At 67.6% G+C, this 16026-nt stretch carries 15 protein-coding genes and 1 pseudogene; 6 read left to right on the forward strand and 10 right to left on the reverse strand.

Features of this window, described 5'->3' with window-relative positions; translation table 11 throughout:
- Positions 1–40: 40 nt before the first annotated feature.
- From napA to napE, 4 genes and pseudogenes are all read right to left on the reverse strand, one after another.
- Positions 41–1705 (reverse strand): annotated as a pseudogene (gene napA / locus HNO51_RS19200) (nitrate reductase catalytic subunit NapA); the annotation flags it as partial.
- Positions 1686–1982 carry a chaperone NapD gene (locus HNO51_RS19205; RefSeq protein ID WP_209538118.1) on the reverse strand — a complete coding sequence of 99 codons (297 nt, stop codon included), beginning with the start codon at positions 1980–1982 and terminating at the stop codon, positions 1686–1688. The gene HNO51_RS19205 and the pseudogene napA, both read right to left, overlap by 20 nt.
- Entirely contained in the window at positions 1979–2515 is a 537-nt protein-coding gene (gene napF / locus HNO51_RS19210; protein ID WP_209538119.1) for a ferredoxin-type protein NapF, read from the reverse strand. Before napF ends, HNO51_RS19205 begins: the two co-directional genes overlap by 4 nt.
- 82 nt (positions 2516–2597) lie before the next feature.
- Complete coding sequence (gene napE / locus HNO51_RS19215; RefSeq protein ID WP_197448753.1) at positions 2598–2801, reverse strand: periplasmic nitrate reductase, NapE protein; 204 nt, start codon at positions 2799–2801, stop codon at positions 2598–2600.
- A 109-nt stretch (positions 2802–2910) separates the two neighbouring features.
- Here napE and HNO51_RS19220 point away from each other — a divergent pair, with 109 nt between their 5' ends.
- A complete protein-coding gene (locus HNO51_RS19220; protein ID WP_209538120.1) occupies positions 2911–3417 on the forward strand; it encodes a DUF4142 domain-containing protein in 507 nt (168 codons plus the stop codon).
- A 52-nt stretch (positions 3418–3469) separates the two neighbouring features.
- On the opposite strand, the gene aroQ is transcribed toward HNO51_RS19220, so the two are convergent.
- The 6 genes from aroQ to trmB form a co-directional block, all read right to left on the reverse strand.
- A complete protein-coding gene (gene aroQ / locus HNO51_RS19225) occupies positions 3470–3913 on the reverse strand; it encodes a type II 3-dehydroquinate dehydratase (RefSeq protein WP_209538121.1) in 444 nt (147 codons plus the stop codon).
- 40 nt (positions 3914–3953) lie between these two features.
- The gene (gene glnE, locus HNO51_RS19230; RefSeq protein WP_209538122.1) at positions 3954–6935 is read right to left on the reverse strand and encodes a bifunctional [glutamate--ammonia ligase]-adenylyl-L-tyrosine phosphorylase/[glutamate--ammonia-ligase] adenylyltransferase; all 2982 of its coding nucleotides are present in this window, start codon (positions 6933–6935) and stop codon (positions 3954–3956) included.
- 86 nt (positions 6936–7021) lie between these two features.
- Positions 7022–7393: a diacylglycerol kinase gene (locus tag HNO51_RS19235; RefSeq protein WP_197448757.1), complete on the reverse strand. Its 372-nt coding sequence runs from the start codon at positions 7391–7393 to the stop codon at positions 7022–7024.
- Between the two features lie 30 nt (positions 7394–7423).
- A complete protein-coding gene (gene dacB, locus HNO51_RS19240; protein ID WP_242597159.1) occupies positions 7424–8902 on the reverse strand; it encodes a D-alanyl-D-alanine carboxypeptidase/D-alanyl-D-alanine endopeptidase in 1479 nt (492 codons plus the stop codon).
- 20 nt (positions 8903–8922) lie between these two features.
- The gene (locus HNO51_RS19245) at positions 8923–9255 is read right to left on the reverse strand and encodes a DMT family transporter (RefSeq protein ID WP_209539270.1); all 333 of its coding nucleotides are present in this window, start codon (positions 9253–9255) and stop codon (positions 8923–8925) included.
- A complete protein-coding gene (gene trmB, locus HNO51_RS19250) occupies positions 9252–9962 on the reverse strand; it encodes a tRNA (guanine(46)-N(7))-methyltransferase TrmB (RefSeq protein ID WP_209538123.1) in 711 nt (236 codons plus the stop codon). The genes HNO51_RS19245 and trmB overlap by 4 nt, the downstream gene beginning before the upstream one ends.
- A 322-nt stretch (positions 9963–10284) precedes the next feature.
- Between trmB and HNO51_RS19255 the strand changes: the two genes are divergently transcribed.
- The 5 genes from HNO51_RS19255 (at position 10285) to HNO51_RS19275 (ending at position 15959) form a co-directional block, all read left to right on the forward strand.
- Positions 10285–12162, forward strand: coding sequence for a beta-ketoacyl synthase (locus tag HNO51_RS19255; protein WP_197451120.1), 1878 nt, complete (start codon positions 10285–10287; stop codon positions 12160–12162).
- An 84-nt stretch (positions 12163–12246) separates the two neighbouring features.
- Positions 12247–12726, forward strand: a complete 480-nt coding sequence (coaD, locus tag HNO51_RS19260) for a pantetheine-phosphate adenylyltransferase (RefSeq protein ID WP_197448760.1) — start codon at positions 12247–12249, stop codon at positions 12724–12726.
- 78 nt (positions 12727–12804) lie between these two features.
- On the forward strand, positions 12805–13053 hold the full coding sequence (locus HNO51_RS19265) for a YfhL family 4Fe-4S dicluster ferredoxin (protein ID WP_209538124.1): 249 nt from the start codon (positions 12805–12807) through the stop codon (positions 13051–13053).
- A 124-nt stretch (positions 13054–13177) separates the two neighbouring features.
- Entirely contained in the window at positions 13178–14560 is a 1383-nt protein-coding gene (locus tag HNO51_RS19270) for an MATE family efflux transporter (protein WP_209538125.1), read from the forward strand.
- 88 nt (positions 14561–14648) lie between these two features.
- Positions 14649–15959: a short-chain fatty acid transporter gene (locus HNO51_RS19275; RefSeq protein ID WP_197448763.1), complete on the forward strand. Its 1311-nt coding sequence runs from the start codon at positions 14649–14651 to the stop codon at positions 15957–15959.
- The last annotated feature ends 67 nt before the right edge of the window (positions 15960–16026 follow it).

Below are 16026 nucleotides of genomic sequence, written 5' to 3' on the forward strand. Positions count from 1 at the left end.
AGAACTCCACCATCTGCCACAGGTCGGAGCGCGCTTCGCCGGGCGCCCTGACCAGCTGATGCCAGAACTGGGTGCGCCGCTCGGCGTTACCGTAGGCGCCCTCCTTCTCGACCCACATCGCCGCGGGCAGGATCAGGTCGGCCAGCTCGGCGGTCACGGTGGGGTAGGCATCGGAGACGACGATAAAGTTGTCGGGGTTGCGGTAGCCGGGGTAGGTCTCCTCGACCAGGTTGGCCGCCGCCTGGACATTGTTGTTGCACTGCACCCAGTAGACGTTGATCTCGCCGTCCTTGAGCATGCGGTTCTGCAGTACGGCATGGGCGCCGGGCTTCTCCTGGATGGTACCTTCCGGCACCTTCCAGGCGTTCTCGGCGAAGCGGCGGTGGTCCGGGTTGGTCACCACCATGTCGGCCGGCAGCCGGTGCGAGAAGGTGCCGACCTCGCGCGCGGTGCCGCAGGCCGAGGGCTGGCCGGTCAGCGAGAAGGGACTGTTGCCCGGGGTGGAGATCTTGCCCGTCAGCAGATGGATGTTGTAGATCATGTTGTTCGCCCAGACCCCGCGGGTGTGCTGGTTGAAGCCCATGGTCCAGAACGACATCACCTTGGTGTCGGGGTCGGCGTAGAGCTCGGCCAGGGCATCGAGCTGACGCTGGGGCACGCCCGAAAGCTCGCTGACCGTCTCGGCGTCGTACTGCTGCAGGAACTCGCGGTAGCGCTCGAAGTCGATGTCGCGGGCACCGCCGCTTTCGGCGGCGTTGGCCGCCGCCAGCTCCAGGCGATGCTCGGGGCGCAGGCCGTAGCCGATATCGACGTTGCCCTCCATGAAGCGCACGTGCTCGTTGACGAAGTCCCAGTTCACCCGGTCGTTCTCGATGATGTAGCGCTGTATATAGTTGAGGATCGCCAGATCGGCCTGGGGCGTGAAGATGATCGGCTGGTCGGCCAGCTCGAAGGAGCGGTGCTCGAAGGTGGAGAGCACCGCCACCTTGACGTGGGGAGCCGACAACCGGCGGTCGGTGACCCGGGTCCACAGGATGGGGTGCATCTCGGCCATGTTGGAGCCCCACAGCACGAAGGCATCCGCCGCCTCGATGTCGTCGTAGCAGCCCATCGGCTCGTCCATGCCGAAGGTGCGCATGAAGCCGAATACCGCCGAGGCCATGCAGTGGCGCGCATTGGGGTCGATGTGGTTGGAGCGGAAGCCGGCTTTCATCAGCTTGTTGGCGGCATAGCCCTCCCACACCGTCCACTGGCCGGAGCCGAACATGCCGATACCCTGGGGGCCCTTCTCGCGCAGCACCGCCTTGTACTTTTCAGCCATCACGTCGAAGGCCTCGTCCCAGCTCACCGGAGTGAACTCGCCGTTCTTGTCGTACTGGCCGTTGGTCTTGCGCAGCAGCGGCTGGGTGAGTCGGTCCTCGCCGTACATGATCTTGGACAGGAAATAGCCCTTGATGCAGTTGACGCCGCGATTGACCGGGGCGTTGATGTCGGCGTGGGTGGCGACCACCTGATTGTCGCGTGTCGCCACATTGACCCCGCAGCCCACGCCGCAGAAGCGGCACGGTGCCTTCGACCACTTCAACTGGGACTGGCTGGCGTCGGTGACCACGTTCTGCGCCTGGCCGGTAGTTCTGATCCCTGCCGCCGCGGTGGCTGTGGTCGCCGCCGTGGCCTTGATGAAGTCACGTCGCGTCAGCGTCATCGCTCATCTCCTCCATCTCCCTGTTCAGTTCCTCGGCGATCTCCGCATGGTGGTAGACCAGGCTCACCGACAGCACGCCCGGGGCTCGCTGAAGCGCCTCGATGAATGCCACAATCTCGCGCTGTCCCGCCGTCTCCAGCACCAGCACCATCTTGCCGCACGGGTCCGTGGCGTGGACTTCGACGCCCGGATGGGCCTGGCACTGCTGTCGGACGTCGGCGATGTGCGCCGGCTGCAGTTGCACGACCAGGCTCGAGATATGTAACTCTGCGTTCATGTCTCCCCCTGAAGGTCGGTGGAGGGAAGCCGGGCCGAATGGCCCGAGCCCGGTACCCCGACCGTGACCGCCCCGGTGGGACACACCGAGACGCAGGCGCCGCAGCCGTTGCAGACCTCGCTGTCGATCGAGGGCACCGGTACGCGCCGGGCATTGAACGAGAAATGGATCGCGCCGGCCTCACAGCTCTCGCCGCAGCTGCGGCAGTAGACGCCCTGCGGCCCCAGGCATGCCGGCCCGATGGCCGCGACGTGCCGCCACGGCGGCTCATGCACCGGGTCGAGAAAGACCTCTTCCTCGCAGGCCTCGACGCAGGCACGGCAGAAGATGCACTCGCCACGTTGGAAGTCGACCTGCGGAAAACCGGCCGCATCGCGCACGATAATGTCGGTTTCGCAGGCCTGGAAGCAGTCGCCGCACTGGCTGCAATTTTCCAGGAATTGTGGCTCATCACGGGCCCAGGGTGGACGCAGCGCAGGGGAATATTCGAGGCGCCCCTTGAGCAACGCCCGCCGCGAGGGTTCCACGGCCATTTCGTTTCTCCACGGTCTTTATTATTTCAATTCAGTTTTGCAATTTTTCTTATTTGCTTTTTCTTATGTGCCTCTCGACCCGCTAGCCGGGCGGACCGGGAGGTCCGGCAAAGATCTGGAAGATCCATACAGCGAAGCCGTAGCCCGATACCACAAGAACGGCAAGAATCGGAAACAGGATGCCGGCGAGGAACAGAAATACCAGAAGCTCCCGCTTCTTCTCCTGCTGCTCTTCGGGCGTTTGCGGCTTGCGCTTGCGGCTTGGTTTGTCGATCGTTCTTTGCATGAATCGGCACCAGAGCGAGACGTCTTGTACTACCGTAGGAAGCAAAGAGGTCTTGCGCAAACCGAATTCGAGCTCGCTCATCATTCAGGCAACAAGCGGGAGCAACGGAATGAAAATCTTTCTCTCAAAGGACTCGATCATCCTGGGGGTGGTGCTGGCCTGCCTGCTGGCCGGGCCGGCATTGGCGCGGGAGAGCGAGGATCGCGAAGCGATCCAGGCCAGCCTACGGGCCCTGCACCAGCATCAGGCTGACCTGGCGGAGCTGGCCGAGAAGCGTGCCGAAGATGACGAGGTCGTCCAATTGGCCAACACCCTGCGGCGCGACCACGCCATTCTCGACGAGTGGCTGGCCGAGGCCAGCGGGAACAGCGACACCCCGCACGACGAGCACACTCTGCATGATCGGGATGCCTTTGAAGCATTACGCGAATTGGAGGGAGAAGCGTTCGACGAGACCTTTCTGTCCTACCAGATGGAACTGCATGTGGCCGCGATCGAGTACCTGGAGCAGAACCGCCCCCAGGGCGACGGGCAGCTCGACGAGTTCAACAACCACCTGCTCGTCACTCACGAGACGCTACTCGTCAATCGCGAGCTGATCGACTCGTTACTCTAAGGGGTTGTCGTGCAAGGCCCGCTGCCGTGGGGCACGACAGCGGGCGGCAGGCTCAGGCACGCTCGGCGGCGCGGATCACGGCGTCCAGCGCGGCCAGGTAGCCCTGGCTGCCGAGCCCGGCGATGACGCCGTCGGCGCGCAGCGAGACGTAGGAGTGGTGGCGGAAGCTCTCGCGCTTGTGCACGTTGGAGAGGTGTACCTCGATCACCTTGCCCTCGAAGGCGTTGAGCGCATCGAGGATCGCCACCGAGGTATGCGTATAGGCGGCGGGGTTGATGACGATCGCCGCGGTGCCATCCTCGCGCGCGGCATGGATGGCGTCGATCAGCACGCCCTCGTGGTTGCTCTGCAGCGCCTTGATGTCCCAGCCGTTGACGGCAGCCTTCTCGTACAGCGCATTGTTGATGTCGTTAAGGGTCTCGCTGCCGTAGATCTCCGGCTGGCGGGTGCCCAGCAGGTTGAGGTTGGGGCCGTGCAGGATCAGTACCTTGTTCATCGCGGTCTCTCTGGTGGAAACGGAATCACACGAGCGGGCTTCATGCCGCAGGCTCCAGCAGGCGCTGCCAGGCCTCGATCACCGCCTGGCGGTGGGCGTGGAAGTCGGCGTCGCGGCCGCGGGCGGCCTCGCGGGTCAGCGAGGCGCGGTGGGCGGCGCTACGCAGGGCCAGGTAGGCCTCGCGCAGGCGCCGGCACTCCTCGGCGGGCAGGCGGCCGCTGCTCTCCAGCGTCTCGAGGATGCGCATGTTGTCGCTCCACTGCAGCAGTTCGGGTGTATCGTGCCCCATGGAGAGCACCGCGAACTGGCACAGGAACTCGATGTCGACCATGCCGCCGGGGTCGTGCTTGAGGTCGAACTCGCCCTCCCCGGCCTTGCCGCCCAGGTGGTCGCGCATCTTGCGGCGCATCTTGACCACCTCTTCGCCCAGGGCCCGGCAATCGCGCTCGCGCCCGAGGATCTCGCGGCGCACCGCGTCGAAGCCCTCGGCCAGGCGGGGGTGGCCGGCCACCACACGGGCGCGCACCAGCGCCTGGTGCTCCCAGGTCCAGGCTTCGCGGCGCTGGTACTCGCCGAAAGCGTCTAGCGTGGTGGCCAGCAGCCCGGCATTGCCCGAGGGACGCAGGCGCATGTCCACTTCGTAGAGCGTGCCGGCCGGGGTCACCGCGGTGAGCAGGTGGATGATGCGCTGGCCCAAGCGGGTGAAGAACACCGGCGTGTCGATGGGCCGCGCACCGTCGGTCTCGCCGTGGGAATCGGCATCGTGAATGAACACCAGGTCGAGATCCGACCCGTAACCCAGTTCGATGCCGCCCAGCTTGCCATAGCCGACGATCAGAAATTCGGGGTCGCTACCGGCCCGGCTGCCATCGCGCCGCAGCGGGTAGCCATGCTTGCGCACCAGGTGGCGCCAGGCCATGGCCAGCACCTTCTCCAGCAGCACCTCGGCGATGTAGGTGAGATAGTCGCTGACCTTCATCAGGTGGCGGGTCCCGGCGATGTCCGAGGCGGCCACCCGTAGCACGTGGGCGTGCTTGAACACGCGCAGCGCCTCGAGCTGCGCCTCTTCGTCGTCCTCGGGAATGCGCCCCAGGGTCTGACGCAGCTCGTCGGCCAGGCGCGCCTTGTCGGCGGGTGTGTAGAGCGTATCCGGTGTCAGCAGCTCGTCGAGCAGGATCGGATAGCGGGCCATCTGCTCGGCGATCCAGGGGCTGGCGCCGCACAGCTCCATCAAATGACTGAGCGCCTCGGGATTCTCGCGCAGCAGCGCCAGGTAGGCGGTGCGCCGCAGCACCGACTCGACCAGCGGCAGCACGCGTTCGAGCGCGGTATCGGAGGCGTCGCTTGCCGCCACGGCATCCAGCAGCAGCGGCAGCAGGGCTTCGAGGCGGTCGTAGCCGATGCGCTGCATGGACTGGACCTGGCGCGACTGGCGCAGGGTCACCAGGCGGCGCAGCGCGGTCTCGGGCTGAGCGAAGCCCGCCTCGGCGAGCATCGCCTGCGCCTCCGACTCCTCCAGCTCGCCGCACCACAGCGCGCGCCAGTCGTCGAGCGAGACGCCTCCCTCCTCGGGGGTCGCACTTGCCTCCTCGTGCTCCTCCTCGGGGTCGGCCACCACCGCATCGAAGTGGTGGCGGACCCGCCCGCGCACCTCCTCGAGCCGCGCCACGACCGCCGGCCAGTCCTCCATGTTGAGCGCCTGGGCCACACGCTCGCGATCGAGGTCGTCGTCGGGCAGGTTCTGGGTCTGGCGATCCTCCAGTGCCTGCAGCACGTGCTCGAGATCGCGCAGGAAGACATAGTCGGGCTCGAGTTCTTCGACCACCTGCTGCGGCAGCAGGCCCAGCGCCGGCAGGCGCGTGAGCGCGGTCCGCAGCGAGGTGACCTGCAGCTCGGTATCGCGGCCGCCGCGGATCAACTGGAAGGCCTGCACCACGAACTCCACCTCGCGAATGCCGCCGGGGCCGAGCTTGATGTTGGCCTGCATGCCGCGGCGCTTCACCTCGCGGTTGATCAGCGCCTTCATCTCGCGCAGCGACTCGATGGCGCCGAAGTCGAGGTACTTGCGATAGACGAAGGGGCGCAGGTTACCGAGCAGCTCCCCCCCGGCCCCCAGGTCGCCGGCCACTGGCCGCGCCTTGAGCATGGCATAGCGCTCCCACTCGCGGCCCTGGTCCTGGTAATAGGCGGCCAGCGACGAGAAGCTGCCGACCAGCGGACCGCCGTCGCCCAGCGGGCGCAGGCGCATGTCGACGCGAAAGACGAAGCCGTCGGCGGTCACCGCATCCAGCGCGGCGATCAGCTTCTGCCCCAGCTTGGTGAAGTACTCCTGGTGAGTGAGCGACTTGCGCCCGCCCTCGGTCTCACCCTGCTCGGGATAGGCGAAGATCAGGTCGATGTCCGAGGAGAGGTTGAGCTCGCCGGCGCCGAGCTTGCCCATGCCCAGCACCACCAGGCGCTGCTCGCTGCCGTCGGCGCGCGGCGCCGGGCGCCCCCAGCGCGGCTCGAGATGGGTCTCGAGCCAGCCCAGCGCGCCCTCGAGACACACCTCGGCCAGCCGCGACACCGCGGCGGCGGTCGACCACATGTCGATGCCCGCCGGCCGCGTCAGGTCGCGCCACACGATGCCCAGCATGCGCGCCCGGCGGAAGCGGCGCAGCGCCGCGTGCAGGGCCGCCTCGTCCTCGACGCTCTCGAGCCGCTCGGCCAGCCAGGCGGCGAGCGTTTCGGCGCCCGGGGCCTCATCCAGCTCGCCGCTGGCATCCAGGTGCTGAAGCCAGTCGGGATAGCGCGCCAGCGTATCGGCCGCGAAGTCGGAAATGGCGATCACGCGTGCCAGCTGGCGCCGACGCTCGGGATCGAGGCCCAGCCAGTTCTCCGACGGTGGTTCCTGGCCGGTCATCTCGGCGACGCTGTCGCCCTGCGCCAGGCTTTCGCCGAGACGCTGCCACGCCTTCTCCAGGGCTGGCACGAGCGCGGGGGAGAGGTCGTCGGCGGGCAGGAAGTCGTCGGGAATGGGCATGGCGCGCGCCTTATCGCAGCTGAGGTCCCCTCAGCATATCGAAGGCATCGGCGCGGGGGCACCCCTGGGGGGTGACACGGCGGCATTCAGCCGAAGAATTTCTGCCAGATGAGCAGCCCCCAGGTCAGGCCGGCGGCCAGCAGGGCCAGCAGCACCGCCGCCGAGCCGATGTCCTTGGCCCGCCCCGACAGCTCGTGGTGCTCGGTGCCGATGCGGTCCACCACGCTCTCGATGGCGCTGTTGATCAGCTCCACGGTGAGCACCAGCAGGCAGCTGCCCACCAGCAGGATCCACTCCACCGGCCCGGAGCCGATCCACCAGGCCAGCGGCAGCATCACCACGCACAGGGCCAGCTCCTGGCGAAACGCCGTCTCATGACGAAAGGCAAACCTGAGCCCCTTGAGGGAGTAGCCCGTGGCATCGATGATGTGCCGCCATCCGGTACGCGCTGGTTTCATCGTCTCGCAATCCTTACGTGCAGGTGGAACTCAGTGCGCCTCGATCATGCGCTCCAGGTCCTGGGCCAGGGGGTCCAGCACCTGGGCCCAGTTGAGCCAGGGCGTGGAGGCGGTGCCATTGACCAGTACCGTGAACACGCCCCAGCGTCCCGAGCGCGCACGGAAGTAGCCGCTGACGGCGCGTACCGCATAGGGCTGGTTGAGGGTGCCGGTCTTGAGCATGAGACGATCCTGGACCAGCGGCGAGCCGCGGCGAATGAAGCGGGATACGCCGTTGGCCGGCGACTGGAAGCTGGCAACGAAGCTGGGAAACAGCGAGGTGCGGTGGAACATGCTCTCCAGCAGCGTGTTGGCGCCGCTGGCCGAGGTGCGGTTCTCGGTGGTCAGGCCGCTGCCGCTGAGCATCACCACCGGACCGTGATCGGGCAACCCGGCCACGTAATCCTGGATCGCCTCCCCCGCTTGCAGCAGGGTCGCCCGTGGCGCGTCGACCAGGTTGAGCGCCAGCACGTCGGCCATGAAGTTGTTGGAATAGTTCATCACCTGCAGCAGCAGTTCCTGCAGCGGCCTGCCCTCCACCGTCGCCAGGGCATGGGCGGACGCGGGCGGCGGTTCGGTGGTGGTGGCATAGCCGGCGCCAATGGCGATGCCGGCCTGCTCGAGCATGGCCGCCAGGGTGCGCGCGGTCTGGCGCGCGGGGTCGCCGCTGGCACGGTAGACGTCGCGCGGCGCGGCGTTGAGCGCGATATGACCGCGCAGCAGCATCACCTCGTCCTCTTCGCGGGTGATGCGCTCGGCGCTGAACTCGGTGGCAGTTCCGGCCGCGCGCGTCTCCATCCGGTTGTCGATCTCCACGATCAGCGACTGGCTGTCGCAGCTGGTCACCCGTGCCGGCTCGCCCGCGGATGCGCCCGGCGCCACGTTGACGCACCAGTTGCCGTGGTTGACCCCCGCCGAGGAGAGCAGCGCGCTGTAGCTGTTGGCGGCGCGCGACTCGGCCGCGCAGCGGTCGGTGGTGATGCACGCCACCGGGCCGAAGCGCCACTGGCTGACCACCAGACGCCCTTCGACCTCGCGTACGCCGGCCTGGTGCAGCCGCTGGGCCAGGCGCCACAAATCCTCGGTGGTCAGCGCCGGGTCGCCGCCACCATCGAGGATCAGGTCGCCGCGCAGCACGCCGTCGGCGTCGAGCTCGGCGCTGCTGACCAGGCGCGTGGTGAAGCGATGCTGCGGCCCCCAACGGTCGAGCGCCGCCGCCGCCAGGTAGGCCTTGGACACCGAGGCCGGCGACAGCTGGCGCCCCGGCTCGATGGCGCCGAGCACTTCGCCGGGGCGGCCGGCATCCCCAAGCAGCCGGGCCTCGGCGCTAATCAGAAAGCCTCGCTCGGTCATTTTCTCCAGCGCCGCGAAGCCCGCCGCCGACGCGACCAGGGGCAGCAGCGAGAGGCCGAAGAGGAGCAGGTAGCGAAGCCTGACAGCAGCACGAATCAACATTGCAACAGGATCCATCCAGAACTCATGAAGCCGAATCAGTGGGCGGAAATGCGTGAGAAAAGCTGGATCACCACCACACCGGTGACGATCAGGCCGATACCCAGTACGGCCGGCAGATCGGGCCGCTGGCCGTACACCACGATCCCCACCAGGGCCACCAGCACGATACCCAGACCGGCCCAGATGGCATAGGCAATACCGACCGGGATGGTGCGCAGCACCAGCGACAGCATGAAGAAGGCGATCGCATAGCCGACCACCACCAGCAAACTGGGGCCGGGGCGGGTGAAGCCGTCGGTGGCCTTGAGCGCACTGGTGGCGACGACTTCCGCCACGATGGCCAGCGCCAGGTAGACGAACGCCATCAGTTCACCTCCTGCGATACGCCGGGTACGAGCTGCGGGGCGTGGGGCAGATCGGCCGCCAGGCGCCAGAGAGACTGACCGCTGAGGTGGTACTTTCGTTCAAAGGGCGTCAGGTAGCGCTCGCCGGGGACGAAGGGCTCCACGGGTGCCGCCACGCCGGTGACCTGATGCAGCGCCAGGGCGAATTCCTCCACGTAGAGCCGCCAGTTGGAGCGCAGCTCCAGCCGCCCGCCCAGCGCCAGGATCACCGGCAGCACCGGATGGCCGTGCCAGCGCTGCTTGAGGTGTGCCGACTTGGGATAGGGGTTGGGATAGAGCAGGTAGTGCCGCGCCGGCTGCCAGCCGCTGGCCAGCGCCAGGCGCCAGAAATCCACCAGGTCGGCACGCACCAGCAGCGCGTTGCCGCCCACTTCGCCATGCGCCCGCGAGAGACGGTCGGCGCTGCGGTCGACGCCGATGACCAGATGATCGTCGAAGCGGGCGGCCAGCTGCCGCGTCGACAGCCCCACGCCGCAGCCGGCATCGAGGATCAGCGGCCGGCGGCCGCCGCCCTGCTGCTCGTACCAGGCCCGGGCCCGCTCGAACGCCTCTCGCGTGTGAGCGGCCACCGGCTTGCGCAGGGGGTGGTCGAGCGCACGCGCGACGCGCCGGGCGACGTCCTTGTGCGGGCCGAGCTGGTTGGTGGCGATGACGCGGGAAGTGGCATGCATTGCGTGAGCGGTTCGGTGGCTGACGAACTGGCCATTCTAGCAGCCATGGCGCCCCAGGCGAGGGGCAAAAAAAAGGCGCACCCCAAGGACAGGGAGCGCCCACATACCCACTCGTATGACTCAAACAGCCCCGTCAGCTTAGCGCTTCCACCGCCTTATTTCAAACGTTTGTTCAATCGCCGGCGGCCGAAACATGGGCCGCACGCCCATGACGGCGTCCCGAGGCGGGTGCTATGATCGTCACCCTCATATTGACGTTATCGACTCGCACGAACAGCACAACGAGGAAAGCGGCTTGTCACACTTACCGGTGATCGTCGGCATGGGCGGCGTCAACGCCGCCGGTCGTACCTCAGGCCATCAAGCATTTCGTCGCACCGTGATCGACGCCCTTCCCGAAGCCGAACAGCAGGCGCTGCTGCTCGGCCTGGCCGCCCTGATGGGCCTGGGCAGCTGTCGGGAAGGCGCCTGGTACGACGCCGCCGGAGATACCATCGACGCCGACCGGCTGGCCGAGAACTGCCGCGCCCAGGTGCTCGACCACACCTTGATCCGGCGCATCGAAGACCCCCGCTTCAATGACGATGGCCTGCCGGCCAATCGCCGCGCCGGCCTGGGCCTGGGCGCCGAGCTGACCTTCAGCATTCGCCGCCGCCAGCTGCCCGAGCGGCTGCCCCCCACCTGGCAGGTGCGCGAGCTGGATCGCCACACCCTGGAGGTCACGGTCCCCCCCGGCGAACTCGACGTGCTGCTGCCGGAGACCCGGCCGGCCCAGGTGCGGGCCGCCGGCCAGCTGCCCAGCGGCTTCGACCCCAGCCGCTACTACCGCAGCGTGCACCATCCCCGCGGCCTGTCGATGTCGATCTTCGCCGCCAGCGACTGCCTGGCCAGCAGCGGCCTCGATTGGGAAGTCCTGCGCGACCGCCTCGACCCCGACGAGATCGCCGTCTATGCCGGCAACTCCATCGGCCAGCTCGACGACGAGGGCTGGGGCGGGCTGCTCAAGAGCTTCGTCTCGGGCAACCGTGCCACCTCCAAGCAGATGCCGCTGGGCTACGGGCAGATGCCGGCCGACTTCCTCAACGCCTATGTGCTGGGCAGCGTCGGCGGTACCGGCGCCGTGCTCGGCGCCTGCGCCAGCTTCCTCTACAACCTGCGCCTGGGGGTCGAGGACATCCGCAGCGGCCAGCGCCGCGCGGTGATGGTGGGCACCTCCGACGCGCCGGTGACCCCCGAGATCATCGAGGGCTTCCGCGCCATGGGCGCGCTGGCCGACGACGAGAGCCTCAAGGCGCTGGACGCCCTGGAGCTGCTCACCGACGCCGACTACCAGCGCGCCTGCCGCCCCTTCGCGCGCAACTGCGGCTTCACCATCGCCGAGGCCAGCCAGTTCGTGCTGCTCCTCGACGACGCGCTGGCGCTGGAAATCGGCGCCGAGATACTGGGCAGCGTGCCGGGTGTATTCGTCAACGCCGACGGCTGGAAGCGCTCCATCTCCGCGCCCGGCATCGGCAACTACATCACCCTGGGCAAGGCGGCCGCGCTGGTACGCGCCATGCTGGGCGACGAGGCACTGCGGGAGCGCACCTTCGTGCATGCCCACGGCACCAGCACGCCGAAGAACCGCGTGACCGAATCCCACGTCTTCGACCTGGTCGCCCGGGCCAACGGCATCGATCACTGGCCCGTGGTGGCGGTGAAGGCCTTCGTCGGCCACTCCCAGGGCAGCGCCGCCGGCGACCAGTTGACCAGCGCCCTGGGCAGCTTCGCCCACGGCCTGCTGCCGGGCATCCCTACTCTCGACGCGGTCGCCGACGATGTCCATGCCGAGCGGCTGCGCTTCTCGCGAGAACCGGTGCCCTTCGCGGCCGATGCCGCCTTCATCAACGCCAAGGGCTTCGGCGGCAACAACGCCACCGGGGTGGTGCTGTCGCCCGCCGTGACCGAGCGCCTGCTGCTGAAACGCCATGGCGAAGCCGCCGTCGCGGCCTGGCGCGAACGACGCGACGCCACCCGCCAGGCCAGCCAGGCCTATCTAGCCCAGGCCGATGGCGGTCACTACCAGGCGCGCTATCGCTTCGGCGAGGGCGTGCTGGAAGGACCGGAGCTCGAAGTCAGTGCCACCGACATCACCATCCCCGGCTACACGCGCCCGGTGTCGCTCGCGGTGGACAACCCCTTCGGCACGCTGGACGACTGATTCGCCGGACCCGGTTCGGCGTTGTCGCCCCGGCCACGGACGGTTACCCTGAGCTCTCTTCAGCCGTGCAATGAGCGGAGCGCCATGAAAATCGCGGTCTATCCCGGCACCTTCGACCCCATCACCCACGGCCACTTCGACCTCATCGAACGCGCCTCCTTGCTGTTCGACAAGGTAGTGGTGGCGATCTCGGCCAGTCCCGGCAAGAACCCGGCGCTGGATCTCGATACCCGCATCGCCCTGGCCCGCGAGGTGTCGGCGCAGCTCGACAACGTCGAGGTGGTCGGCTTTTCGGGCCTGCTCACCGACCTCATGGCCGACCAGGGCGCCCGCATCATCCTGCGCGGCCTGCGTGCGGTGTCCGACTTCGAGTACGAGCTGCAGCTCGCCAACATGTACCGCGCCCAGGCGCCGGAGCTCGAGAGTGTTTTCCTCACCCCGGCGGTGGAGAACTCCTACATCTCCTCCACTATCGTGCGCGAGATCGCCAAGCTCGGGGGCGATGTATCGCGCCTGGTGCATCCCAGGGTCGCCGAAACGCTGCGCAAGCATTACAATACCTGACCGTATTACTCGGCAATTCCCGAGCCGCTTCATCTTGGGCACGGCCGGACGCGGCCTGCCCGATCGCGAGGTAGCCCCATGGCCCTGATGATCACCGACGAGTGCATCAACTGCGACGTCTGCGAGCCCGAATGTCCCAACGACGCCATCTCGGCGGGCGAGGAGATCTACGTCATCGACCCCAGCTGCTGCACCGAGTGCGTCGGTCACTACGACGAACCGCAGTGCCAGCAGGTGTGCCCGGTCGACTGCATCCCCCTCGACCCCGAACGCCGCGAGACCCAGGACGAACTGATGGCCAAGTACCGGCTGATCACCGCCGCCTGAGTCTATTTCCGCTGTCGCGCTGCCTCGACAGCCACCCTTCTCGGCCCGCTGCGGCGGGGCTGTTGCATTACACCCACCTGCCCGCCATGCTGCTCGATTCGTCCAACACCGGGGGCTAGATGTGGTGACCGCCGAGACGCTTGCCGCCGCCCGGCGGCGCATCTGGACACTGGCCTGGCCGATCATACTTTCCAACGTCACCGTGCCGCTGCTAGGGCTGGTGGATACGGCGGTGGTCGGCCACCTGCCGGATTCGCGCTACCTGGCCGGGGTAACGCTGGGCGCGACCCTGTTCAGCTTTCTCTACTGGGGCTTCGGCTTCCTGCGCATGGGCACCACCGGGCTAACCTCCCAGGCCGTGGGCCGCGAGAGCGACAGCGAGGTGCGCAACCTGCTGGGCCAGTCGCTGCTGCTGGCCATGGCCATCGGTGCGCTGCTGATCCTGTTCTCCAGGCCGCTGATCGCCCTCGGGTTGTGGCTGCTCGACGGCAGCGCGGTCGCCACCGGGCTTGCCGAGGAATATGCCCGGATCCGCATTCTCTCGGCGCCGGCGGTGCTGGCCAACTACGCCATCCTCGGCTGGTTCCTGGGGCAGCAGAATTCGCGGGTGACGCTGGCCATCCTGGTGCTGACCAACAGCGTCAACATCGCGCTGGACCTGCTGTTCGTGGTCGGGCTCGGCATGACCAGCGACGGCGTGGCCTGGGCCACGGTGATCGCCGATTACACGGCGCTGGCCTTCGGCGGCTGGCTGGTGCTGCGACAACTGAAACTGCTGCAGGGCCGCTTCCTGCGTGAACGGCTGTTTCGGCTCGCCGCCTACGGCGAGCTGTTCCAAGTCAACGCCAACCTCTTCCTGCGCACCCTGGGGCTGCTGTTCGCCATGGCCTTCTTCACCTCGCGCGGGGCGGCGCAGGGCGACACCGTGCTGGCCGCCAATGCCGTGCTGATGCAGTTCATCATGCTCACCAGCTACGCCCTGGACGGCTTCGCCCATGCCGCCGAGGCCACGACGGGACACGCCGTGGGGCGTCGGCGCTGGGACGAGTTCGGCCTGGCCGTGCGCGCCGCCGCCCGCTTCTCGCTGCTGACGGCCACCGCCGCGGCGCTCGCCTTCGCCCTGGGCGGCCACCAGCTCATCGCCCTGCTGACCGGCCTGCCCGAGGTGCGGCAGACCGCCGGCGAGTACCTGCCCTGGATGGTGGCCATGCCGCTGATCGCCGTCTGGAGCTACCTGCTCGACGGGGTCTTCATCGGCGCCACGGCGATCCGCGAGATGCGCAACAGCATTTTCATCGCGCTGGCGGCCTACCTGCCCTGCTGGTGGCTGGGCCAGGCGATTGCCGCGCCGGGTTACGAGAACCATGCCTTATGGCTGGCCTTTCTGATCTTCGCCACGGTACGCTCGCTGGTACTGGCCGGCTACTATTGGCATCATCGGCGCAGCCGCTGGTGCCAGCGCCCGAACCTGGTACCCGCAGCGCGGATGCCCGATCGCCCGCTCTGAGCCGGAGACCTTTTTATTAGGGCAAGCCGATGACCTTGCGCTATTTTTCTCAGACGCACCCAAGACAACCAGAAGAAGCGACGCCGCCATGCTAAGAATGCTGTCGAGACCTGCCGTCAAGCTGGTCGAACGCTATCTGCCGGACCCCTTCATCTTCGTGCTGCTGCTGACCATCATCGCTGCCGCCGCTGCCATCGGTGTGGAGCGCCAGACGCCGCTGGCGGTGATGCGCTACTGGGGCGACGGCTTCTGGAACCTGCTGACCTTCTCCATGCAGATGCTGTTGATCCTGGTGACCGGCTTCATGCTGGCCAGCTCGCCTCCGGTCAAGCGCCTGCTGCAGCGGCTCGCCGGCCTGGCCAGGAACGCCGGCCACGCCATCCTGCTGGTGACGCTGGTCTCGCTGCTGGCCAGCTGGATCAACTGGGGCTTCGGCCTGGTGGTGGGGGCGCTGTTCGCCAAGGAGCTGGCCCGCCTGGTGCGGGTCGACTATCGCCTGCTGGTGGCCAGCGCCTACTCCGGCTTCGTGGTCTGGCACGGGGGCCTGGCCGGCTCCATCCCGCTGACCATCGCCACCGAAGGCCACTTCACCGCCGAGCAGATCGGCGTCATCGGCACCGGCTCGACCATCTTCGCGTTCTTCAACCTGGCGCTGGTGGTGTGCCTGTTCGTCGCCATCCCGCTGGTCAACCGCGCGATGCTCCCCGACGACAAGGAGAGCGTCTACGTCGACCCCAAGCTGCTCGACGACGCCCCAGCCACACGGGTGCGCCTCACGCGCCCCGCCGAACGCCTGGAGAACAGCGTCACCCTCGCCTGGCTGGTCGGCATTCCCGGGGTGATCTTCCTGCTCGACCACTTCGTGCTGCGCGACGGCGGCCTGAACCTCAACATCGTCAACTTCATGTTCCTGTTCCTGGCCATCGTGCTGCACCGCACGCCGCGCAGCCTGCTGGAGAGCCTCAACGAGGCGATCAAGGGCGGTGCCGGCATCGTCATCCAATTCCCCTTCTACGCGGGGATCATGGCGATCATGGTGCAGTCGGGGCTGGCCGAATCCATGTCCGAAGGGCTGATCGCCTTCGCCACCGAGACCTCGCTGCCGTTCTGGTCCTTCATCAGCGCCGGCATCGTCAACCTGTTCGTGCCCTCCGGCGGTGGCCAATGGGCGGTTCAGGCCCCGGTCATGCTGCCGGCGGCCGAAGCGCTCGGCGTGGACATCCCGCGCGTGGCCATGGCCGTAGCCTGGGGCGACGCCTGGACCAACCTGCTGCAGCCGTTCTGGGCCCTGCCGGTGCTCGCCATCGCCGGGCTGAAGGCCAAGGACATCATGGGCTACTGCCTGATCCAGCTGATCATCACCGGGGTGATCATCTCGATTGGCCTGACCTGGTTCTGAGCACTCCACCACCGAGAGCGGCCCCGGGCATGCCGGGGCGCCTCGGCGCTTGCGTCGCACCCGATCG

Source organism: Billgrantia sulfidoxydans (genome assembly GCF_017868775.1).
Classification (GTDB): domain Bacteria; phylum Pseudomonadota; class Gammaproteobacteria; order Pseudomonadales; family Halomonadaceae; genus Halomonas; species Halomonas sulfidoxydans.

What these genes read in the sequence shown, in the direction of transcription:
- HNO51_RS19220 (WP_209538120.1), top strand. Translation starts at nt 2,911, where the DNA reads ATGAAAATCTTTCTCTCAAAGGACTCGATCATCCTGGGGGTGGTGCTG.
- HNO51_RS19235 (WP_197448757.1), bottom strand. Translation starts at nt 7,393, where the DNA reads ATGAAACCAGCGCGTACCGGATGGCGGCACATCATCGATGCCACGGGC.
- HNO51_RS19255 (WP_197451120.1), top strand. Translation starts at nt 10,285, where the DNA reads ATGGGCGGCGTCAACGCCGCCGGTCGTACCTCAGGCCATCAAGCATTT.
- napE (WP_197448753.1), bottom strand. Translation starts at nt 2,801, where the DNA reads ATGCAAAGAACGATCGACAAACCAAGCCGCAAGCGCAAGCCGCAAACG.
- coaD (WP_197448760.1), top strand. Translation starts at nt 12,247, where the DNA reads ATGAAAATCGCGGTCTATCCCGGCACCTTCGACCCCATCACCCACGGC.
- napF (WP_209538119.1), bottom strand. Translation starts at nt 2,515, where the DNA reads ATGGCCGTGGAACCCTCGCGGCGGGCGTTGCTCAAGGGGCGCCTCGAA.
- glnE (WP_209538122.1), bottom strand. Translation starts at nt 6,935, where the DNA reads ATGCCCATTCCCGACGACTTCCTGCCCGCCGACGACCTCTCCCCCGCG.
- HNO51_RS19275 (WP_197448763.1), top strand. Translation starts at nt 14,649, where the DNA reads ATGCTAAGAATGCTGTCGAGACCTGCCGTCAAGCTGGTCGAACGCTAT.
- HNO51_RS19265 (WP_209538124.1), top strand. Translation starts at nt 12,805, where the DNA reads ATGGCCCTGATGATCACCGACGAGTGCATCAACTGCGACGTCTGCGAG.
- dacB (WP_242597159.1), bottom strand. Translation starts at nt 8,902, where the DNA reads ATGGATCCTGTTGCAATGTTGATTCGTGCTGCTGTCAGGCTTCGCTAC.
- trmB (WP_209538123.1), bottom strand. Translation starts at nt 9,962, where the DNA reads ATGCATGCCACTTCCCGCGTCATCGCCACCAACCAGCTCGGCCCGCAC.
- HNO51_RS19205 (WP_209538118.1), bottom strand. Translation starts at nt 1,982, where the DNA reads ATGAACGCAGAGTTACATATCTCGAGCCTGGTCGTGCAACTGCAGCCG.
- aroQ (WP_209538121.1), bottom strand. Translation starts at nt 3,913, where the DNA reads ATGAACAAGGTACTGATCCTGCACGGCCCCAACCTCAACCTGCTGGGC.